General features: G+C 40.2%; 16 protein-coding genes and 1 other RNA gene. 14 read left to right on the forward strand and 3 right to left on the reverse strand.

Annotated elements, in window-relative coordinates:
- Window positions 1–1,140, reverse strand: coding sequence for a cytochrome d ubiquinol oxidase subunit II (gene cydB / locus ACT3S9_RS05620; protein ID WP_441834931.1), 1,140 nt, complete (start codon window positions 1,138–1,140; stop codon window positions 1–3).
- On the reverse strand, window positions 1,137–2,723 hold the full coding sequence (locus ACT3S9_RS05625) for a cytochrome ubiquinol oxidase subunit I (RefSeq protein ID WP_441834932.1): 1,587 nt from the start codon (window positions 2,721–2,723) through the stop codon (window positions 1,137–1,139). Before ACT3S9_RS05625 ends, cydB begins: the two co-directional genes overlap by 4 nt.
- A 333-nt stretch (window positions 2,724–3,056) precedes the next feature.
- On the opposite strand from ACT3S9_RS05625, the gene lpxB reads away from it, so the two are divergent.
- The 7 genes from lpxB (at window position 3,057) to ACT3S9_RS05660 (ending at window position 11,340) form a co-directional block, all read left to right on the forward strand.
- Window positions 3,057–4,214, forward strand: coding sequence for a lipid-A-disaccharide synthase (lpxB, locus tag ACT3S9_RS05630; protein ID WP_441834933.1), 1,158 nt, complete (start codon window positions 3,057–3,059; stop codon window positions 4,212–4,214).
- On the forward strand, window positions 4,204–4,800 hold the full coding sequence (rnhB, locus tag ACT3S9_RS05635) for a ribonuclease HII (protein WP_441834934.1): 597 nt from the start codon (window positions 4,204–4,206) through the stop codon (window positions 4,798–4,800). The genes lpxB and rnhB overlap by 11 nt, the downstream gene beginning before the upstream one ends.
- Window positions 4,800–8,291, forward strand: coding sequence for a DNA polymerase III subunit alpha (gene dnaE / locus ACT3S9_RS05640; RefSeq protein ID WP_441834935.1), 3,492 nt, complete (start codon window positions 4,800–4,802; stop codon window positions 8,289–8,291). The genes rnhB and dnaE overlap by 1 nt, the downstream gene beginning before the upstream one ends.
- Window positions 8,292–8,307: 16 nt before the next feature.
- Complete coding sequence (gene accA, locus ACT3S9_RS05645) at window positions 8,308–9,264, forward strand: acetyl-CoA carboxylase carboxyl transferase subunit alpha (RefSeq protein ID WP_441834936.1); 957 nt, start codon at window positions 8,308–8,310, stop codon at window positions 9,262–9,264.
- Window positions 9,265–9,417: 153 nt separating this feature from the next.
- Window positions 9,418–10,725 (forward strand): tRNA lysidine(34) synthetase TilS, encoded by a 1,308-nt coding sequence (tilS, locus tag ACT3S9_RS05650; RefSeq protein ID WP_441834937.1) that lies wholly within the window; start codon window positions 9,418–9,420, stop codon window positions 10,723–10,725.
- Window positions 10,722–11,054, forward strand: coding sequence for a hypothetical protein (locus ACT3S9_RS05655; RefSeq protein ID WP_441834938.1), 333 nt, complete (start codon window positions 10,722–10,724; stop codon window positions 11,052–11,054). Before tilS ends, ACT3S9_RS05655 begins: the two co-directional genes overlap by 4 nt.
- Window positions 11,055–11,184: 130 nt before the next feature.
- On the forward strand, window positions 11,185–11,340 hold the full coding sequence (locus tag ACT3S9_RS05660; RefSeq protein WP_444750807.1) for a hypothetical protein: 156 nt from the start codon (window positions 11,185–11,187) through the stop codon (window positions 11,338–11,340).
- Between the two features lie 210 nt (window positions 11,341–11,550).
- Here ACT3S9_RS05660 and ACT3S9_RS05665 read toward each other — a convergent pair whose 3' ends face one another.
- Entirely contained in the window at window positions 11,551–12,696 is a 1,146-nt protein-coding gene (locus ACT3S9_RS05665) for a patatin-like phospholipase family protein (protein WP_444750808.1), read from the reverse strand.
- Between the two features lie 154 nt (window positions 12,697–12,850).
- On the opposite strand from ACT3S9_RS05665, the gene ACT3S9_RS05670 reads away from it, so the two are divergent.
- From ACT3S9_RS05670 to ACT3S9_RS05700, 7 genes are all read left to right on the forward strand, one after another.
- Window positions 12,851–13,723 (forward strand): DUF3014 domain-containing protein, encoded by an 873-nt coding sequence (locus ACT3S9_RS05670; protein WP_441834940.1) that lies wholly within the window; start codon window positions 12,851–12,853, stop codon window positions 13,721–13,723.
- A gap of 133 nt (window positions 13,724–13,856) precedes the next feature.
- Window positions 13,857–13,953: signal recognition particle sRNA small type (gene ffs / locus ACT3S9_RS05675), an RNA gene on the forward strand.
- Window positions 13,954–14,220: 267 nt separating this feature from the next.
- Complete coding sequence (locus ACT3S9_RS05680) at window positions 14,221–14,430, forward strand: Tn7 transposase TnsA N-terminal domain-containing protein (RefSeq protein WP_441834941.1); 210 nt, start codon at window positions 14,221–14,223, stop codon at window positions 14,428–14,430.
- A gap of 49 nt (window positions 14,431–14,479) precedes the next feature.
- Window positions 14,480–15,594, forward strand: a protein-coding gene (locus tag ACT3S9_RS05685; protein ID WP_444750809.1) for an IS3 family transposase whose coding sequence is annotated in 2 segments (ribosomal slippage) — window positions 14,480–14,735 and window positions 14,735–15,594 — 1,116 coding nt in all. Because the reading frame shifts where the segments join, the coding sequence is not laid out codon by codon here.
- Window positions 15,595–16,179: 585 nt separating this feature from the next.
- Window positions 16,180–18,522 (forward strand): TonB-dependent receptor, encoded by a 2,343-nt coding sequence (locus tag ACT3S9_RS05690; protein ID WP_441836446.1) that lies wholly within the window; start codon window positions 16,180–16,182, stop codon window positions 18,520–18,522.
- Window positions 18,523–18,539: 17 nt separating this feature from the next.
- Window positions 18,540–19,760, forward strand: a complete 1,221-nt coding sequence (locus tag ACT3S9_RS05695; RefSeq protein WP_441836447.1) for a dipeptidase — start codon at window positions 18,540–18,542, stop codon at window positions 19,758–19,760.
- A 710-nt stretch (window positions 19,761–20,470) separates the two neighbouring features.
- Window positions 20,471–21,913, forward strand: a complete 1,443-nt coding sequence (locus tag ACT3S9_RS05700) for an IS1182 family transposase (RefSeq protein ID WP_004589456.1) — start codon at window positions 20,471–20,473, stop codon at window positions 21,911–21,913.
- Window positions 21,914–22,129 lie beyond the last annotated feature (216 nt).

Here is a 22,129-nt window from a genome sequence, read left to right on the forward strand (position 1 = left end):
TTAGTAGCTACCATGAGTGTTATTTTCAATTTCATCAGTAGTTATTCTGCGCCACATTTTTACATAACACCACGTGGTGTAACTGAGGATCAGCGGCACAAAAATCACGGCGGCAATAAACATAACATTAAGTGTTCGATGACTAGATACTGCATCCCACATGGTTAAGCTTATATCTGGATTGTTACTTGATGGCATAATAAATGGGAATAATGCTGTTCCTGCAGTCATGATTACACCAATCAGCATAATACAGGTTGATATGAGTGCGAGCGCGGGTTTATTAATCTTTGAAAAAATGATGCCTAACATTGCCATTACAAAGGCAAGTACTGGAAACAAGATAGTTAACGGCATTGCAGTATAATTATTTAACCAACCACCAGGAACAACCGATACTGTTTTGGCTATCGGGTTTGCATAGCTTTGTGTGTCAGGCATAGAAGTAATTTGGTAGCCATTTAAATTTGCCACCCAAAAACCTGCAGCTGCGAATAGCACCATAAAAGCAATGAGTGAATAGCGTCCATACTGCGCTGAACGTAATGCGACTTTAGCATCAGTTCGCAGTTGCAACCACATACCTGCATGGCCCACCAACATGGTAATACTGATAAGACCAGCGGCTAGCCCGAATGGATTAAGCAGAGCAAAAAACGAGCCTTGATAGCTTACTCGCAAATATTCATCAATACTGTAAGGCACTCCTAAAAATAAGTTACCAAATGCAACACCGAATACTAGAGCAGGAATTATACTACCTATAAATAGCCCCCAATCCCAGTTGTTGCGCCAGCGCTGTGAATCTACTTTACTGCGATAGTCAAACCCTAATGGTCTAAGAAATAACGCAAACAATACTAACATCATGGCAAAGTAAAAGCCTGAAAAGGCGGCTGCATAGACCATTGGCCAGGCAGCAAATAGCGCGCCACCGGCGGTAATAAACCAAACCTGATTGCCATCCCAATGAGGCGCAATAGTATTAATAACAGTGCGTCTCTCTAAATCGGTTTTGCCCACTAGGCGCAGCAAAATGGCAGCCCCCATATCCATACCGTCAGTAATTGCAAAGCCAATTAACAAAATACCGATTAGCAGCCACCAGGCCAGCTTTAGCGTTTCGTAATCAAAAATCATGAGTCGGCTCCTTGATTGGTAGCTTTGTTTTGCGCTGGCAATTCAAAGTGATATTTACCGGTATGCAGGGAACTTGGTCCTTGTTTGATAAAGCGTAACAGTAACCAACCTTCTACAATAGCAAGTGCAATATAAAAAATAATAAAACCAGTCAAACTTATTAGCAAGTCATTCACGGTCAGTGATGAAGTAGCTAAGAAGGTGGGAAGTATTTCGGATATAGCCCACGGCTGACGGCCATATTCAGCGACTATCCAACCAAATTCGATAGCAATCCAAGGTAGCGGAATACTCCAAACTGCGGCCCATAATAACCAGCGTTTTTGTTCAATAACTCGCTGTGCATTGTAATAAAATGATAATGCAAACACTATAAGCATGATCATGCCACAGGCTACCATAATCCTAAATGACCAAAACATTGGGCCAACTTTAGGAAATGAGTCTTTAACGGCTTGTTGAATTTGCTCTTCGGTAGCGTCTACCACATTTGGGGTGTAGCGTTTTAGCAGCAACCCATAACCTAAGTCATCTTTAAGTTTATCAAATTTAGCAATGTTCTCGGGTGTATCATCGCCATTTCTGAGTTTTTCAAGGTATTTATAAGCTATCATGCCATTACGAATACGAATGTCGTGCTGCTTTTCCAAGTCATTAATACCGGTTACTTGTTCATCCAAGGAGCGCGTAGCAATTAACCCTAGCGCATACGGTATTTTAACTGCTGCGTGAGTTACTTGCTCTTCTGAATCTGGAATGCCCATTAATGTGAATGCAGCCGGTGCTTCTTCGGTATGCCATTCGGCCTCTATGGCAGCCAGTTTAACTTTTTGCACTTCTCCGACTTCATAACCTGACTCATCACCGAGTAAAATCACACATAAAATAGACGCTAAACCAAAGCCGGAAGCGACTGAGAACGAACGTTTTGCAAAGGCTAAATCTCGTCCCTTTAATATGTACCAACTACTAATACCGAGTACAAACATTGACGCAGCAACATAACCTGCCGACACCGTATGAATAAATTTAACCTGTGCTACAGGATTGAACACGAGCTCAGCAAAGCTGGTCATTTCCATGCGCATGGTTTGATAATTGAACTCTGCACCGACAGGATTTTGCATCCAACCATTAGCAATCAATATCCACAGTGCAGACATATTTGTGCCAATCGCCATTAAAAAGGTTGCTCCTAAGTGTTGGCGTTTAGAAAGTCGTTGCCAGCCTAAAAAGAACATACCCACAAAAGTGGATTCTAAAAAGAATGCCATTAGGCCTTCTATAGCTAAGGGCGCACCAAACACATCGCCTACATAGTGTGAATAGTATGACCAGTTGGTGCCAAACTCAAACTCCATTGTAAGGCCGGTCGCAATACCAACAGCAAAGTTAATACCAAATAACTTACCCCAAAATTTAGTCATGTCGCGATAAATCTCACGGCCTGTCATTACATACACAGACTCCATGATCACTAAAATCCATGTCATACCTAAGGTCAGTGGCACGAATAAAAAGTGAAATAGGGCAGTGACGGCAAACTGCAATCGGGATAGATCGACAAATAATTCATCTATCATTTTAAAAGGCTCCTTGTATGTGTAACAGCAAACACATGACAAAATTAATCAGTTACGTAATAAACATGATGTTTCAGTAATTATTGAAACTTTATAAGTATTGACCTTTGCTCATTTTTTGTCAACAACTAAATGAAGCAACAAAATAGCTAGGTCAGTGAAACACAATGAGGTATAAGTTACCAACATATGTCTATAAAACAGTCGAATAGTGATTGAGTCTAGTTTAAAAGCAGACAAAGTAACAGTGCTTTGATTAAAGGATTTAATCAAAGCATAAAACACGGTAAACTACCTATATTAATAGCCTTTAAACGTGTGAATTAAAAGCAAATGAAGAAACATAATGCTCCTCTCAGAATAGCGGTAGTGGTCGGTGAGCTCTCAGGAGATATTTTGGGGGAGGGGCTAATAAAAGCCTTAAAAACACGTTTCCCCGATGCTGTTTTTGAGGGGATAGCTGGCCCAAAAATGCAAGAGCAGGGATGTAAAAGTTTATTTGATATGGAAGAACTGTCAGTAATGGGGCTGGTAGAAGTACTTGGCCGATTACCGCGGTTACTTAAAATTCGCAAACAATTAGTGCAGCACTTTATTGATAATCCACCGGATGTATTCATAGGTATAGATGCGCCTGATTTTAACTTGCGGGTAGAAAAACCACTTAAAGATGCGGGTATAAAAACCGTACAGTATGTTAGCCCTTCAGTGTGGGCATGGCGTGAGAAACGGATTAATACTATTAGCGCCGCCACGAACTTAGTGTTGGCATTATTACCATTTGAAAAAGCCTTTTATGATAAACATCAGGTGCCTTGTACATTTGTCGGCCATACCCTCGCAGATGATATTGCCCTAGAACACGATGATACCAAAGCGCGTGAACGGCTTGGTTTATCACCTAGTGATAAAGTACTCGCATTGTTACCCGGTAGTAGAGGGACTGAAGTCGGGTTACTGAGTGAAACTTATATTAAAACCGCGGCTAATTTAAAGGCGCAACATCCTAATTTAAAGATTGTTGTGCCACTGGTTAATGAAAAGCGTAAAACGCAATTCAATGAAGTACTAGCTAAAACAGCACCAACACTTGAGCCTATTTTACTAGATGGCCAATCTGATATTGCTATGCAAGCAGCCGATGCGATTTTAATTGCCTCTGGCACAGCTACACTTGAAGGTATGCTCTATAAAAAGCCAATGGTCGTGGGCTATAAAATAAAAGCACTCAGTTATTGGATTTTTAAAAGCTTATTCACCTTTAATATAAAATATTTCTCATTACCTAACTTACTAGCTGATGAGGAGCTAGTTCCTGAATTTATGCAAAGTGATTGTAATGTAGAAAATTTAACCAATGCACTTTCACCTATGTTAAATTCAGACAACAGTGAACTTAAAGCACGCTTTTTAGCTATTCACCAACAAATACGCTTAAATGCAAGTGTTCAAGCCGCAGAAGCGGTAGCGGAGCTTATTAATGCAGATTGAACGTCCAAATGTTAAACTCATTGCTGGGGTAGATGAAGTAGGTCGAGGTCCACTGGTGGGGGATGTAGTCACTGCAGCAGTGATACTTGACCCATTAAAACCTATTGCAGGTTTGGCTGACTCTAAAAAACTCAATGATAAAAAGCGCCAGTTACTTGCGACTGAAATAAAAGAAAAAGCACTATGTTATGCGTTTGGTCGCTGTAATTCTAACGAAATAGACGAGCTAAATATTCTTCACGCAACCATGCTTGCAATGTCGCGGGCAGTGGCATCTCTTGTGATTGAGCCTGAGTTTGTATTTATTGATGGTAATCGTTTACCTGCGCTCAACATGCCTGCGCAAGCTGTAATAAAAGGCGATAGTTTAGTGGCGGAAATTTCTGCAGCTTCTATTTTGGCAAAAGTAGCTCGTGATGACGAAATGCTAGAACTTGATAAACGCCATCCAGAATATGGTTTTGCAGGACACAAAGGCTACCCGACTAAAGCACATTTTGCGGCGCTTGAGAAATATGGTGCAATTAGTGAACATCGAAAAAGCTTTAAACCAGTACAACGAGTACTTACTATGCAGGAGCAATAATGGCGTCGCCTGATTTTGTTCACTTACGTGTTCATTCCGACTTTTCTATGGTTGATGGCCTAGCCAAAACAAAGCCAATTGTAGCCAAAGCCCTAGATCTGCAGATGCCAGCGCTTGCAATTACTGACCAAATGAACTTATCTGGTTTAGTACGTTTTTATGAAGGTGCACACGGGGCGGGTATAAAGCCATTAGTGGGGGCTGATTTCTGGTTGCGTAGTCCAGAATTTGAAACCGAACCATGTCGCATCACTATTTTAGCTAAAGACAATGAAGGCTATAAAAACCTTACGTTACTTATTTCAAAAGCCTTTCAGCGCGGCCATATTTTTCATCGACCAGTAATAGATCGGGAATGGTTGGTGGAATTAAAAACCGGCCTTATTTTACTCTCAGGCGCGAAAGATGGCGATTTAGGTAAAGCGTTATTAAAAGGTAATCCGACGATAGTTGAATCGGTAGTGAGCTTTTATAAACAGCACTTTAGTGACCACTATTATATTGAGTTGATTCGCACGAGTCGGGAACTAGAAGAAGACTACCTGCATTTGGCAGTAGAGCTTGCAACTGCAGAGCAACTGCCGGTTGTCGCTACTAACGAAGTAGTTTTCTTAAAGGCTGAAAACTTTGAGGCTCATGAAATACGTGTCGCTATTCATGATGGCTATACATTAGATGATAAGCGCCGTCCGAAACGCTTCTCACAAGAGCAATATTTAAAAACTGCCGAGCAAATGGCTGAGCTATTTAGTGATATTCCTGAAGCACTGCAAAATACGGTGGAAATTGCTAAGCGCTGTAATGTTACAGTGCAGTTAGGCACTTACTTTTTACCTGACTACCCAACTGGCTCTTTAAAAATTGATGATTTCTTAGTTAAGGTTTCTCAAGATGGCCTAGAAGAGCGTTTAAAGTCTTTATTTCCTAATGAACAAGAGCGCCAAGAGAAACGCGGTGAATACGACGAACGACTCAGTATTGAGTTAGGTGTTATTAACCAAATGGGTTTCCCTGGTTACTTCTTGATCGTAATGGAGTTTATCCAGTGGAGTAAAGATAATAATATACCTGTTGGGCCGGGACGAGGCTCAGGCGCGGGTTCATTAGTGGCTTATGCGCTAAAAATTACCGACTTAGACCCACTTGAGTTTGATTTACTTTTTGAACGCTTTTTAAACCCTGAACGTGTATCTATGCCCGATTTCGATGTCGATTTCTGTATGGATAGACGTGATGAAGTTATCGATCATGTATCGGCACTTTATGGACGAGACGCAGTCTCGCAAATCATTACCTTTGGTACCATGGCAGCAAAAGCGGTGATTCGAGATGTAGGGCGTGTGCTTGGTCATCCGTATGGCTTTGTAGATCGCATATCAAAAATGATCCCTGGCGATCCCGGTATGACACTTGCCAAAGCGTTTGATGTAGAGCCGCGCTTGCAAGAGGCTTACGATGGTGACGGTGAAATAAAAGATTTGATTGATATGTGTCGCATCCTTGAAGGCTGTACACGTAACGCCGGTAAGCACGCCGGAGGGGTGGTTATATCACCCACCACTATAACCGACTTTGCGGCACTTTATTGTGATGACGAAGGTAAGTTTCCGGTTACTCAGTTTGATAAGAACGACGTTGAAACCGCAGGTTTAGTAAAATTTGACTTTTTAGGCCTTCGAACGCTCACTATTTTACAGTGGGCAATTGATATGACTAACGAGCGTATGGCTCGTGAGGGTAAAGAACCCGTCGATATCAATAGTATTCCACTCGATGATAAAAAAAGTATTGAGCTATTATTACGCGCCGAAACGACCGCGGTATTCCAGTTAGAGTCGCGCGGTATGAAAGACTTAGTTCGCCGCTTAAAGCCCGACAGTTTTGAAGATATGATTGCCTTAGTTGCTTTATTTCGCCCGGGGCCATTGCAGTCAGGCATGGTAGATAACTTCATTGACAGAAAGCTAGGCCGTGAAGAAATCTCCTATCCAGATGCGCAGTACCAACACGAAAGTTTGCAGCCTATTCTAGAGCCGACCTACGGCATTATTCTGTATCAAGAACAAGTAATGCAAATCGCGCAGGTATTAGCTGGTTACTCTCTTGGCGGTGCCGATATGCTACGCCGCGCCATGGGTAAGAAAAAACCTGAAGAAATGGCCAAGCAGCGTGCAACGTTTGAAGAAGGAGCGCGAAATAACGGTATCGACGGCGAACTTGCAGTTAAAATATTCGACCTGGTAGAAAAGTTCGCAGGCTATGGTTTTAATAAGTCGCACTCCGCTGCTTATGCGTTGGTGTCGTATCAAACGCTGTGGATGAAAACCCATTATCCAGCCGAATTTATGGCCGCGGTCATGTCGGCGGATATGGATAATACTGACAAAATTGTTACCTTGGTGGATGAATGTGAAAATATGAAACTCACCTTGTTACCTCCGGATGTAAATGCGGGTGAGTATAAGTTTACAGTCAATCTTAAAGGTGAAATTGTTTACGGTGTTGGTGCAATTAAAGGGGTCGGTGAGGCACCTGTAGATGCGATATTAGATGCGCGCCAAGCTGGTGGACCATTTAAAGATTTATTTGATTTTTGCGCCCGAGTTGATTTGAAGCGTATTAATAAACGGGTTACTGAAAAGTTGATTTATGCGGGCGCATTAGACAAGCTCGGCCCTGAAAAAACACAGCCTGCGCGCGCAACATTATTAGCAAGCTTACCAGGGGCCATGAAAGCGGCTGATCAACACCACAAAGCTGAGTCACTAGGGCAAAGTGACTTATTTGGTTTATTAGCAAGCGAGTCTGATGAAGTCGAGCAGGCATTTGTAAAAACCACACCACTGACTGATAACCAGTGGCTTGATGGTGAAAAAGATACACTCGGTCTTTACCTAACCGGTCACCCAATTAACCAGTACCGTAAAGAACTACGTTATTACACATCGTGCAAGTTAGTCGATTTACAACCGACTAATCGCGATGTGCAATCAACCGCGGCAGGATTGGTTATATCGGCGCGAACACTTATCAATAAAAAGGGAAATCGTTGGGGTCTTGTAACTTTAGATGACAAGAGCGCACGAATTGATGTACGATTATTCCCAGAACAGTTCGAAATGTACCAAGATATGCTACAAGTTAATAATATCTTGGTAATATCCGGACAGGTCAGCTTTGATAACTTCTCTGGTGGTATTACAATGACAGCCAGAGATATATGCACTATCGCACAAGCACGCGAAAAGCGTATTAAAGCGCTGAAAGTGACGCTTAATATGGTGCAAGTCGAAGCAAGCTTCTTCGAAAATTTACAACGAGTACTTGAACCTTATAAGTTTGGTACTTGTCCGATTAAGGTTTTTTACCAACGTCCAGATGCGCTGGCAGAATTAACCCTCGGAACCGAATGGTGTGTCACGCCAACAGATGATTTGATCCATAAATTATCTTTAATGGCGGCGCAAGATGTAGAACTAGAATTTAACTAATTAGGTAGTTTAGAGCATGAGCCTCAATTATCTTGATTTTGAGCTTCCAATTGCAGAATTAGAAGCAAAAATTGAAGAGTTACAAAATGTAAGCCGCGCTGGCGAATTAGACCTTGGATTAGAAGAGGAAGTCAGTCGATTAAAAGAGAAGTGCACGCAAATGAAAGAGAAAGTATTCTCTGAATTAGGTGCGTGGCAAGTTTCACAACTAGCCCGTCACCCATTGCGTCCTTATACTCGCGATTATATCGAGCGGATGTTTACTGAATTTGACGAGTTAGCAGGCGATCGTACGTTTGCTAATGATCCGGCTATTTTAGGTGGTGTTGCCCGTTTTGAAGGCCAACCAGTGATGGTTATTGGTCAGCAAAAAGGGCGCGGTACTGCTGAAAAAATTAAGCGTAATTTTGGCATGCCAAAACCGGAGGGTTATCGTAAAGCACTGCGTTTAATGGAAATGGCTGAACGGTTTAAAATGCCAATTATGACCTTTATTGACACGCCTGGTGCATATCCTGGTGTTGGCGCTGAAGAGCGTGGCCAATCTGAAGCAATTGCTCGTAACCTAAAAGTAATGGCCACTTTAAAAGTGCCCACAATTTGTACAGTTATCGGTGAAGGTGGTTCAGGTGGTGCATTGGCAATTGGTGTTGGAGACCGCGTTAACATGTTGCAATACAGCACTTATTCAGTAATTTCGCCAGAAGGTTGTGCATCAATCCTTTGGAAAAGTGCTGATAAAGCTCCGCTTGCAGCAGAAGCGATGGGTGTAACTGCAGAGCGTGTTAAAGAGCTTGATTTAATTAACAGCTTAATTGAAGAGCCTTTAGGTGGCGCACATCGTAATTACGATACAGTGGCACGTAACCTTAAAAATCAATTAAAGCGCGATTTAGCCGAGCTTCAAGAGTTAAGTACTGATGAAATGCTTGATAAGCGTTACAAACGTTTAATGTCGTTTGGTTATTGTTAAATAAGTAAGTTAATGAAAAAAAGCCGCTTTTGCGGCTTTTTTGTTTAATCGCAGGCGCATTTTATTTAGCGTGGCTAAATGCCAAGCCTTTGACATATAAAGAACACATAACAATGTTGTTTTTAATATTTTTAACCTAATGGTTTTAAGTTCATGCAAGTAACCGCTTTATACCCGGAGTTTTCCGCTCAAATTGACTCACTTATGAACCAAGGTCATGCTAATTTTACCGTGGCATTATCGGGTGGTGTAGATTCGGTCGTGTTACTGCACTTGATGACGCAGTATAAAGCAGTACATGGCAATATAGGCTTAGACGCTATTTATGTAAATCATGGCCTAAGCGAGTATGCCGATGATTGGCAGCAGTTTTGTAAGCAGTTATGCAGCTCACTAACGGTTCCTTTTCAGGCTGTTAAAGTAACTATTGAAAACAAGCCGCGTAATAGCTTAGAAGCACTAGCGCGAGATGCGCGTTATCAAGCACTTGATGAAAAAAGTCCAAAAGACAGTGTTATTTTATTGGGTCAGCATTTAAATGATCAGCTTGAAACCTTTATGTTAAGACTTAAACGTGGTTCCGGTTTACAAGGCTTAGCTGCTATGAGAGAAAACCGGAAACTTAATTCAGGGCGAATATGTGCAAGGCCTCTTTTGAGTATTACTCGTCAAGAGATAGAGAGCTTTGCTGAAGTGCAGGGGATTTATCATATCACCGATGATTCCAACTTTGATGAATGCTTTGATCGTAACTTTATTCGTCAGCAAATAATTCCTTTGCTAGCCGAGCGCTTTACAGGCTTTGAAAAAAGCACAGCGCGAAGCATTGGCTTATTACAGCAGCAACAAGATGTGCTTGATGAATACACGCAAATTGACTTAAGTCGTTGTCAAAACAATCAGCAAGGACTTAATTGCCAATTGTTAAATGATTTTAGTGCACCTCGCCAAGCCAACGTATTACGGGCTTGGTTGAGTCAATTTATGGCACATTTACCATCGCAAAAACAAACCGAGCAGATACTTAGTCAAGCCTTAACGGCAAGAGTAGATGCTCAGTTGTTAATACAATTAAGTAATGGGCAAGTTCGTCGCCACCAAGGCTATTTATACTTTGTTACTGAATGTGTAGATATTAAAGATCAAGAATTAACCTGCGACGTAACCGTGTTATCTGATGGTAGTAAGCTGGTATTAAAGCAAGGAGAGGGTATTCGTAAGCCTTTTACTAATGAGCAGGTAAGTGTGCGTTTTAATTGCTTACAGGCACGGATAAAGCCAATTAATAAACCCGGTAATAACACTCTTAAGCACTGGTTTAAAGATGCTAAAGTTGCACCGTGGCTGCGCGCACATGTACCACTTATTTTTTATAATGACGAATTAGTTCAAGTAGGCGACTACTTTATAAGTTCGACGCATGCTGATAAAAATGGTGTTTTTTGGGAGAAAAAAGTATGAGCGAACAGCCTCATGTAGGCTTATCACTTGTTAATAAAGCCCCTTCAGGGATTGTGATTACTGTATTAATGGTACTGGTTGCGAGCCTTTTATTTGAGCTTCATTTAACCACCTTGGTATATGCTTGTGTAGGTGGATTATTGTGCGGCATTATATTAATTGCTTATTGGCTGGGCAAGGGAGGAATATTTTTTATATTAGGCATTAGTGCGCCGCTATTATTGGTGGTTATAGTGCCGCTAACCACGAAGGCTGCATTGTTGTATTTAATTAGTGGTTTCTTTTTTGGTTTTTGTTTGGCGTTACTTGGCTATAAACTTAAAAAGTAATTAAAAAATAAAAGGCAATAGGGCCATGGTTTAAAAGGTATTTTAAAATTATCAGGCGTTGTTGATTATTGACGCCATTACGCAAGTTTAATGCTTGTTTAACATGATACTTTTAATATCAGATCTACCAATGACGCTTCCTGTAAGTAGAGTCAGTAAAAAAGACGTAATCGTCATAAACTTTTACATGGCTTTTTTTACTTGCGACCAGTTAGATAATGAAAAAGTTAGCAGCGAGCTGCTTAAGTCTTTGCATGTTATTGCCTTTGCAATAAATAAAACCTAAGCAGAATTAAATTTAGAAAAGCGCCTGTACCTGTAACTGTTAAAACGCTTCGACGCGAAGGTAAAGAAATTAAACAACCAGAACAACAAACCAAGCTTTTATCCGGTAATATCTTGATGCAACAAGGCAAACCTCATCGGGTAGAACATTATTTATCTGACGGTAGCGAGTAGCTAAACTAGTTTGGTTTGTGTTAGCCACTCATGAAAATTAGTCTAATTCTAAAAAGGTTCTAATTTCAGGCAATTTTTTTAAGCCATCCGGGTAACCTATTTCAATTAGCTTTTGGGTGTAGCGCTTCTCAAACAATAAATAACTGGTTAAACTCGATTGTGAGTGCTTTTTAACTCCGATCATGCGTAGTAGTATTTTGATAGGCAATGGCATATCGTCATAGTACTGGGCAGCAATAGCATTAAAGTTCTCAGACGGATTGATCACACAAGTATCAATATGTTTGAGTTCTTGATGCTTATCACGACCAGGCAACAAACCAAGGGTACGATTTATTCGGTCTAGGCGTTCTAAGTCTGACTGTAACGTATCAGTAAATACGCTATCGAGTAAGTGCCCCGCAATCGCTGATACCCCCGGGTAATGCGGTACATAGCCCGGAGGATGAAGAGCACTTGGTTGATCTACACCAATGACAAATATTTTCTCAGCACCTAAATGTACACATGGACTTAACGGCGATAGTTGGTGAATTGAGCCATCCCCAAAGTAATGGTTGTATACATTCACACTTGGAAACACCATAGGAATAGCACTTGATGCCATTAGATGCTCAACATTAATCCGTGTCGCTTGGCCTTCACGTTTTGCGCGTCGCCAAGTTGTTTGATGGTTAGATTGGAAAAATGCTACCGAATCACCGGTCGTATAACTTGAAGCGGTAATCGATAGTGCTTCTAAGTAATGACGATGTATGTTGCGCTCAATGCGATGTAAATCTAATATTTCATTCAACAGCTTACGCAGAGGTTGATTATTTAATAAGCTAGCCGGTGGGTGGTTAATATGTTCAGACTGAAAACTAGTTAGCATATTACGAGTAATATGGCCAAACACACTTAAAAAGTCGCTTTTATAGACCATCGAGGTAGAAAAGTTTTTCCATACCGATTCAAGCTTTCTAACCGCCAAATGGGCACATGATGCATAACATGCCAGCGCAGCTGAATTAATAGCCCCCGCTGATGTGCCATTAATAATAGTAAAAGGTAATGGCGCATTACGTGGCATACTTTGCGCAAGGGCTTTTAATACGCCCACTTGATAAGCTGCGCGTGCACCACCACCTGTTAGTAGTAGAGCTATTTTCGGTTTGTCGTGATTAACTTGCTTGATTTTCATAGTTGCAATTAAACTGTTGTAGGTATTTACTTTATTTATTAACTGTAAGTCTTTAAGCTAGAAGAATCAAAGGATACCTTAGCCTTGTTGTTTTTTTTTGCTTGGCGATGTAATTTTACGCAGAGTATCAATTTTTAATTTTTATGGAGTTCGTATGTCAGATCAAACACCACAACCAGAGATTGAAAAACGTGCACCAAACAATAACTTTCTGTTTGCTATTGTCATCCTTGTTGTAATCGCTTGTGCCGCAGCTTTTGTTTTACTAAGCTCCGATGAAAAAGAAGTGGCTACCGAAGTGGAGCAAGCGCCGGTGGAACAACCGATGCAGACGTTTGAAGAACCAGAACCAGAACCAGAACCCGTAGAGCCTGAAACAACGATAGAAGAGCAAAATACAGCCATGCAACCACCAGTGCGTGATGCAGAGCCCGCGCTTGAGGTAAAACCGCTGCCAAACTTAAATGAAAGCGACGAAGTAGTTGTAGAGCGTATGGATGAGCTGCTAAGTGATCAGGTAATGAGTTTAATGATCACAGATGATGTAATCCGCCGTGGCGTTGTGTTTGTTGATAACCTTGCTGATGGGAAAATAGCTAGTAAGCATGCCCCAGTAGAGCGCCCAGAAGACACATTTAAAGTAATTGAAGGCGATATACTTACCATCGACCCTAACAGTTATGAGCGTTATACACCGTATGTAAAAGTATTTACTAGCATGAGCGCGGCACAAATTGTACGGATGTACGATGAATACAAGCCGTTAATTAATGATGCTTATGCAGAAATTGGCTATGACAGCGATGCTTTTAACCAAACATTAGAAGAAGCCATTGAACTACTATTGGATACCCCAGAGCCAAAAGGTGATATGCCGCTTATTCGTGATTCTGTCAATTATCAGTATGCGTATGCAGAGTGGGAGCAACTTCCTGCCGCACAAAAACAATTGTTGCGTATGGGCCCAGAGAACATAAAAAAAGTAAAAGCAGTTCTACGGAATGTGAAAGCAGAGCTCGAAAAGTAAAATTAAGTCTATAAAAGCCTGCGATTGTATAGCAAGTATGCAATCGCACTTTCTTTTTGCAATATCCCTTGAATAACACCGTAAAAGTAGAGATAATCCTTTCCGCGCCAAAGAAGGCCCTCAATGGTAGTCTTATTGGTCCTCTCGCAACACTAGTAGGTGAACTTGGTCAGGCCCGGAAGGGAGCAGCCACAGCTTACGACGTGTGTGCCGAGATGCGGCTGGTAAGACTGCCACCCAAACTATTTTAATTTATGTTGTTTGAAGTATAAGTTGACATATTTGTACTAAAAGATGGCATAAATTGGAAATATAAGGTGGCATAGTCTAGTATTTAACCAGATGGTTAGATGGCTGACTCACATGTACAGAAGAAAACTTAAACACTCTCGTGTTAAAAACCTCCATAAATTTGCTAGTCAAAAAATAAATCTACCTGTTTAGTCGAATCCTCTTTAGAGTTTGATGCTTGCTTTCATTTTGAATTTTCAACATCAATAGCCGCATTTGAAGCACAACCACTAGGTTACGAATATCAGTTTGATAACCGTACATGCAGTTATACACCTGACTTTTTACTTACCCGCACAGACGGTACGCAAAAATTTATCGAAGTAAAACCACAAAGCAAAATTGCCGACGAAGACTTTCGTGCACGTTTTATTGAAAAGCAAGCCATCGCTAAGGGTAATCCCCCCGAAAAATAATAGATGCCAAACGTAGAATTTTCTCTTATTGTAAACACAGGAGAAAATTATGAAAAAAGCACATTTTTCGGACAGTCAGATCCTCGCCATTTTGAAGCAAGCCGAAAGCGGTGTGCCCATTCCTGAGCTATGCCGTGAACATGGTATGGGCAACTCAACCTTTTATAAGTGGCGTGCTAAATACGGCGGCATGGATGCATCTTTAATGACGCGAATGAAAGAGCTGGAAGATGAAAACCGCCGCTTAAAGAAAATGTATGCTGAAGAGCGGCTCAAATCAGAGGTCATTCAAGAGGCCATGGCATAAAAGTGGTAAAGGCTTCTGAGCGCAAAGTATTGGCACATGAAGTCGTTAGCACAAATAGAATGAGCATTGCTTTAGCCTGTCGTACTTTCATGATCAGTGAAACTTGTTATCGTTATGCGTCGATATTAAAAAATGAAAACCTAAAAATAGCAGAGCTGTTACTCGATCTGACTGAGTCAAAGCGGAACTGGGGTTTTAGGTTATGTTTTTTATATTTGCGCAATGTGAAAAAGTATAAGTGGAACCACAAGCGAGTTTACCGCATTTACTGTGAGCTTGAGTTGAACTTGCGTATCAAGCCTAGGAAACGCTTAAGTAGAGATAAGCCTGAGCCATTGGCAGTACCAGAAACCATCAATGAATGTTGGTCAATGGATTTTATGCATGACCAATTAGCGGATGGCAGAGCGTGTCGTTTGTTTAATGTCATCGATGACTTTAATCGTGAAGGGCTGACTATTGACGCTGATTTATCACTACCAGCTGAACGTGTGATCCGCTCGTTAAATCAAATTATAGAGTGGCGCGGTAAACCAAAAGCTATCAGATGTGATAATGGCCCTGAATATATTAGCAAGCAGCTAGCGCAATGGGCGTTGAATAATGATATCGAATTACGGTTCATTCAGCCCGGCAACCCGCAGCAAAATGCCTATATAGAGCGCTTCAATCGAACGGTACGTTACGACTGGCTAAGTCATTATATTTACAGTGATATTAGTGAGTTACAAGACAGAGCGACTGATTGGCTATGGACTTATAATAATGAGCGTCCTAATATGGGGTTAGGTGGTATAACACCAATACAAAAGCTGGAAAAGTTAATCAACGGAAATTCTACAGCTAGCCTCCATTAAAAATGGGGGGATTACCGAGCGATAAGTAGACAGTCAATAATTGTAAAGTCTGAAGTCAAGATTTGATAATCATATAGAAAGTTCCTCGAGTTTTTCGATACAGCTGCCTGACCGGAATTAACTGATGGGTGCTCCCTTGGCTTTGAGGTAAGTGATTATGAAGGTAGAAAAGGCAGTTTGTTACTATGAATTGATATGATGCCGCAAATATTTGAGTAGGGGGTATATTAAAAACCTCAGCAAGCAATAACTGGCGCTATTATTAATAAATTTAGAATAATCACGTGCTTATTATTAGTGCGTTTTATGTACAAAACTGTGCAATGTCATCATTCTTATAATATTCATCTACGGTTAATCTCGTTATACCATTGAATGAAAATAGATATTGTTCCTCCCCAAGGCTTATATAACTTAAGCATAATCTGAAATACATCTTATGGCATGCCCATATAGTTAAAGTTGGTACGTTTATTGTACAGCTTGGCTTGCGGTCTATCTATTAGCTTTTTCGTATACCTTATTAAAAACATTTTTTTTGGTGCAATACGTCAGCTATTTTTATAAAAACAAAGGATTACAGGAATGATAAAAACTAAAAAATATTTTCGTCCTACTTTATTAAGCATATCAATTGCAACTTTATTTTCTGCTGGCCCCACTTTGTCCCAAGAGGTTGATGGTGAGTATAACGATGAGTCTACAGAAAAAATTCAAGTGATTGGCCGACGTATTTCAGAAACAGAAATAGCAATAGGTACTGGTGAAGTTTCTAACACAATCGCTGTTACTCGGGATGAATTATTATCAGCCCCTGCTGGGGTTTCTGGTCTAAAAATGCTTGAGAGTTTACCTGGGTTTAACGTACAAACTGATGGCGCATTAGGTCTTTATGAATTTGGTAATTCAGTAAATGTAAGAGCATTTAATTTAAGCCAAATAGGTTTTGTATTAAATGGCGTGCCCATGGGACGCTCAGACGCTTTTGGCGGTAGTCCGATATTTAGATATGTAGACAATGAAAACTTGGCATCAGTCATAGCATCACCTGGTGCAGGTGATGTGTCAGCACCGAGTTATTCGACACTAGGACCTATTGCTGCTTATAATTCAGTTGATCCATCACATGAAATGGGCGGAATGGTCTCATTAACGGTTGGTGATGACAACTTACAGCGCTCATTTATAAAACTTGAAACTGGCGATATCAATGGTTTTAGAGCTTATATTAGTCGCTCTAAAACCGATAGTGATTTATGGCGCGGCCCTGGTACTATTGATAGAGAGCATATTGAAGGTAGAGCTATATATGAATTTAGTGCAGAAACATCACTAGAGTTTAGTTATGTAGGAAATGATTTTTTTGATTATGACTCTCCCTCGGGTACGGCAGAGACTTTTGCTAATAATTACAATTACGGCTATGTAGGCTCTATCCCAGAAGGCTGTATTTCAGCTCAACCTGAAGTTTATGATTTTAACCAAGATGGCACAATAAACGAAGCGGATTTCACACCTGTTTTTACTGGCGATAATTGTACTACTTATTATGAAGATCGTATAAACGTACGCGACGACCAATTATATTCGCTGCAACTTAATACCTACCTGACAGATTATTTACTCTTTACCGGTACATACTACCTTGAAGATAAAGACGGATATGGCGTATCTCCAGATACTTATAGCAATACATTAGAGATTTATGAAAGTCAGCTTTCTGCGGGGTTAGATGTTACTCATCCACGCGGCGTACAATATGGATTATCTGGAGTCAGTGGTGAGAGGGAAGGCTTTCTGGCAAGCTTCAGCTTAGAACTTGAGCAAAACCAAATAGAGTTTGGTGCTTGGATAGAAGAGGATAATTATACCCGAACACAACAACGGCTAAATAAAACAGGAGGGAGCGTTGATGGCGATGTTATCTGGGATGAGGTTGCTTATTACCGACGTAATTACACTTCAGTTCGTGATACTACTCAACTGTACATTAAAGATACCATCAGCTTAATGGAAGATAATTTAATATTAGAAGTTGGTCTTAAGTCCCTCAGTGTAGATTATTCTTTAAATGGATATCGTGATTACAACGATTATGAAATTAATGGTGAAGCGGGTTATGGCCCACAGTCTGTAGGTGATGAATTTAGTAACCACTTCCTACCTTCTATTGGGGCAGTATATACATTGAATGATACCGACCAAGTATTTACGTCGTACTCTAAAAATTACGCATTACCAAGTGGCACCGATGATATATATAGTCAAGCGATAAGTTTTGAAGCAGATACACTAGAAGGTGAAGAAGCCGATAATTATGAGCTAGGTTACCGTACTAACCATGAAAACTTTAATGCAGCGCTTGTATTATTCTATACTCGTTTTGATAATCGTTTGTTCGCGAGTAATGTCATTAATCCAGCAACCCAACAGCCCGAAGGGTTTTATGTAAATGGCGGTGCTTCACAAGCATACGGTTTTGAATTAAGTGGTGTTTATCAACCTGAGATATTCAATAAGTCGCTTTATTTTAATGCTAATACCTCTTATAAAAATGCAACGTTGGTCGATGGTTTTGATAACAACCCTGAAGGCAGTCGCTTGGCGGATAGTCCAAAATGGTTGATGACGGGAGGTATAACTTACGAGCCGAGTAATTGGGTGGTGACAAATATTTCTGCTAAATATACAAGTGAACGTTACACCGATTATGCCGAAACTAATGAAATGGAAGGCTACACAACTGTTAGCGCTTATATTGATATAGGTGGAGGTAACCCCTTCGGCATGCCAGAAAACGTTAGTTTACGCTTAAATGTTGATAATTTATTCAATAAAGAAGTGTTATCTTTTGGCTACATTGGCTCAACTTTTTATCGTCCTCTTAACCCTCGTAATGTACAAGCTTCATTAACTGTAGCATTTTAAATAGTATGGAGAAATATATGCATAAATTGAACAAAAAAATATTGTTAATTGCCTTTAACCTCTTTGTTTGGCAAACAGCAAACGCAGTAACGATAGAAGAAGCTACAGCAATACAACGTTCGCTAATAACCTTAGATACACATCTAGATACACCTTCTAAACTAGTTATACCGGGGTTTGATATTTTAGAACGTCATAGCTATTCGCATGATTTTTCACAAGTAGATGTACCTCGCATGCAAGAGGGGGCATTAGATGGTGGTTTCTGGGCTATTTATTCACCCCAAGGTGAATTAACCCAGTCAGGGTATGAAAAAAGCCGTGATACAGCTTTACTACGAGCATTAGCAATTAGAACAATGGTAAATAAAAACTCAGATACATTTACATTTGCCACAGAAGCAGACGAGGCTAGTAAGATAAAGAACGACGGTAAACTTATCGTATATATGAGTATGGAAAATTCATATCCTCTAGGTACCGACCTCAGCTTACTTGAAACGTTCTATAAATTTGGGCTACGTATGGCAGGTCCTGTACATTTTAAAAATAATCAATTTGGTGATAGTTCAACTGACCCTGAAGGCGTTAAGTGGGATGGTTTATCCCCTTTAGGAGAAAAGTTTGTCACTGAAGCAAACCGCTTGGGTATAGTATTAGATGGATCTCACGCACACGATGAAACTGTGAGGGATATGATCCGCCTATCTAAAGTACCAATCATTTTGTCTCACACGGGTAATAAAGCAATTTTTGATCATCCACGTAATATTGATGACACCTTGCTTAAACAGTTAGCTAGTTCAGGTGGAGTCATTCAAATGAATGCCTATAGTGAGTATTTAAAAGAACTACCGTCAAATCCAGATCGTGAGAAAGCGTTTAAAAATTTGATGGTTTTATATAATAATGGAACTGACTCTGAGACTATTTTAGAAAAACGCCGTGAAATCGAAAAAAAATATCCAGCTGTTAAAGCGTCATTTGATGTGTATATGGATCATTTTTTACATGCGTTAAAAGTTGTAGGGCCAAAACATGTGGGTGTTGGTGCCGACTGGGATGGTGGAGGTGGTGTCGAAGGGATGATGGATGTCGTGAACTTACCTTTAATTACTCAACGTTTACTTAAGGAAGGTTATGAAAAGTCTGATTTGGCTGACATTTGGAGTGGTAATGCATTACGTGTTTTACAAGATGTACAAGATTATGCAGCGTCATTAAAGTCAGAAAAATAATAGCAAAAAATAAATAATTGTTACTGCATAGTGTTGAGTGATAGTTGTCAATGATGCGTATAACACCCATTTATATCTTAATTATGATGGGTGTTTAGCTAATATACTATAAATTATGGGCTGTGCGGGAGTAAATTGATTAATCTTGTCGTGTCGTTATCAAATAAAAGAGAGCGACTACTCTTTGCTATAAATATACTTAAAGAATGAAATTTTTGTCAATTTAAGCATAAATGGAATATACTCTCGGCGCCTTACCACTAGACACTTCAAGTAATTTTAGTGATGAGCTATAGCTCAGTTGGTAGAGCCTCTGATTGTGATTCCGGCTGTCGAAGGTTCAGTCTCTTTAGACAATACACTTTTCTACCTATTACATCCTTATATTGAACTAACCTTGGCTAAAATGACGGTGATTTTGGTTTTTCCGTGACTGAGAGGTTAAGACATTTTAGCTTGAGAAATATGCTAGTAATCTAAATAAAGTAAGCGCTCAATTCTCGGCGTATAATGACAGTCAAATGAAAGTTGGGAAGTCCACTCATCAAGAATTATCAATGTCCGCTCATGGCACAGACTGTGTGAAAACTCTGATCACCTTTTGGTCTAAGTATGTTCTGCTTATGATCTATTAATCTATACATTTAGTTCACTTAATATACTGATATTTATATAATTAGACTATTGATTCAGTTGAGGGTTGAGGCAGTATGTCAAAGTTTATAAGCGGTGAAAGTCGTGACCAATCAACGTTATTTCCAGAATCGTTGGAAGACTACGTCAGTGAAGATAATACGGTCAGAGTGATTGATGTTTTCATTGAGGAACTAAATCTAGCTGAATTGGAGTTTAAAGGGTTAACTTTAAAGTCCACAGGCCGCCCTAAGTATCATCCAGCCACATTATTAAAACTGTATCTTTATGGTTACCTCAACCGTATTCAATCATCCCGCCGATTAGAAACCGAATGCCAACGCAATATTGAACTGATGTGGCTACTTGGTAAGTTGGCACCCGACTTTAAAACGATTGCTGATTTTAGAAAAGACAACGGAGATGGTATAAAAAATGTGTGCAAAACGTTTGTTGAAGTCTGCCGTCGTCTGAATATGTTTGAGAAACCAGTTGTTGCCATCGATGGTAGTAAGTTTAAAGCTAGCAACAACAAAGGCAATAATTTTACGCCAAGCAAAGTTAAATTCCACATCGACCGAGTCGAAAAGAATATTGAACGTTACCTTGAATTACTTGATGAAGCCGATAAAGAGCAAGCTAACGTCACAAAAATTAAAGCCACAAAAGATAGGCTAGCTGACTTTCGCAGCCAGTTAAAAAAACTACACGAGATTAAAGAACAAGTTGAAGCTCATCCTGACAAGCAAATATCCACTACTGATCCTGATTCACGTTTAATGAAAACTCAAGGTTTTACAAGAGTTGTGAGTTATAACGTGCAAAGTGCGGTTGATACCAAGCACCACCTTATAGTGGCGCATGAGGTGACCAACGTGCCAGATAGAGGCCAGCTTGCGTCAATGACAAAACTCGCACAAAAAGCATTGCGCAAGGAAGATATAAGGGTATTAGCAGATAAAGGTTACTTCAGTCAGCCCGATATAAAAGATACTATCGATTTGGGTGCAGAGCCAATCATGCCCAAGACGGATACATCGTCCTCTGAAAAGAAAGGGATATTTAACCGCTCACTCTTCAAATACGATGCAAATAAAGATATTTACTTATGCCCCGCTGGTAATGAACTTCAAAATCGAATGCAGGTATTTGAGCAAGGTAAATACCTTGATGTTTACTTCAATCACATTGCTTGTCGAGATTGTAAAATAAGAAGTCAGTGCACTAACTCTAAAAAAGACCCTAGGCGAATAAGGCGGTGGGTGCATGAGATTCTGACAGAAGAAATGCTTCAAAAGCTAAAGAATGAACCTGAATTGATGCTTCATCGCAAGCAAACTGTTGAGCACCCCTTTGGCACAATTAAACTCTGGATGGGAGCTACCCACTTACTAACACGAGGTTTAAAAAGCGTGGGGACAGAAATAAGTCTTCATGTCCTAGCTTACAACTTCAGAAGAATGATAACAATTATGGGAGTTAACGGCCTAAGTAAAGCAATTAGAGTAGCGTTGCCATAGCAGTTTCGCTCGCGCGGAGAAAATTGCGATACTGAGAAAAAATCGATCGCAACCATCTTAAATGGTTTCAAACTAAGAACATACCCAAGACAATTTATTAAAAATTAGTTTTCACACAGTCTGGGCACATAGCAGCCAACTAAAGTAGGCAGTATATTTATGAGGTTGGCTTTATAAAGCTTGTATTTGGTAACTTTATGCCATTTTAAGCTTCAA

The sequence above is a fragment of the Pseudoalteromonas sp. AOP31-A2-14 genome (genome assembly GCF_052378035.1).
In the GTDB taxonomy this organism is placed as follows: domain Bacteria; phylum Pseudomonadota; class Gammaproteobacteria; order Enterobacterales; family Alteromonadaceae; genus Pseudoalteromonas.

What these genes read in the sequence shown, in the direction of transcription:
- cydB (WP_441834931.1), bottom strand. Translation starts at nt 1,140, where the DNA reads ATGATTTTTGATTACGAAACGCTAAAGCTGGCCTGGTGGCTGCTAATC.
- ACT3S9_RS05625 (WP_441834932.1), bottom strand. Translation starts at nt 2,723, where the DNA reads ATGATAGATGAATTATTTGTCGATCTATCCCGATTGCAGTTTGCCGTC.
- lpxB (WP_441834933.1), top strand. Translation starts at nt 3,057, where the DNA reads ATGAAGAAACATAATGCTCCTCTCAGAATAGCGGTAGTGGTCGGTGAG.
- rnhB (WP_441834934.1), top strand. Translation starts at nt 4,204, where the DNA reads ATGCAGATTGAACGTCCAAATGTTAAACTCATTGCTGGGGTAGATGAA.
- dnaE (WP_441834935.1), top strand. Translation starts at nt 4,800, where the DNA reads ATGGCGTCGCCTGATTTTGTTCACTTACGTGTTCATTCCGACTTTTCT.
- accA (WP_441834936.1), top strand. Translation starts at nt 8,308, where the DNA reads ATGAGCCTCAATTATCTTGATTTTGAGCTTCCAATTGCAGAATTAGAA.
- tilS (WP_441834937.1), top strand. Translation starts at nt 9,418, where the DNA reads ATGCAAGTAACCGCTTTATACCCGGAGTTTTCCGCTCAAATTGACTCA.
- ACT3S9_RS05655 (WP_441834938.1), top strand. Translation starts at nt 10,722, where the DNA reads ATGAGCGAACAGCCTCATGTAGGCTTATCACTTGTTAATAAAGCCCCT.
- ACT3S9_RS05660 (WP_444750807.1), top strand. Translation starts at nt 11,185, where the DNA reads ATGACGCTTCCTGTAAGTAGAGTCAGTAAAAAAGACGTAATCGTCATA.
- ACT3S9_RS05665 (WP_444750808.1), bottom strand. Translation starts at nt 12,696, where the DNA reads ATGAAAATCAAGCAAGTTAATCACGACAAACCGAAAATAGCTCTACTA.
- ACT3S9_RS05670 (WP_441834940.1), top strand. Translation starts at nt 12,851, where the DNA reads ATGTCAGATCAAACACCACAACCAGAGATTGAAAAACGTGCACCAAAC.
- ACT3S9_RS05690 (WP_441836446.1), top strand. Translation starts at nt 16,180, where the DNA reads ATGATAAAAACTAAAAAATATTTTCGTCCTACTTTATTAAGCATATCA.
- ACT3S9_RS05695 (WP_441836447.1), top strand. Translation starts at nt 18,540, where the DNA reads ATGCATAAATTGAACAAAAAAATATTGTTAATTGCCTTTAACCTCTTT.
- ACT3S9_RS05700 (WP_004589456.1), top strand. Translation starts at nt 20,471, where the DNA reads ATGTCAAAGTTTATAAGCGGTGAAAGTCGTGACCAATCAACGTTATTT.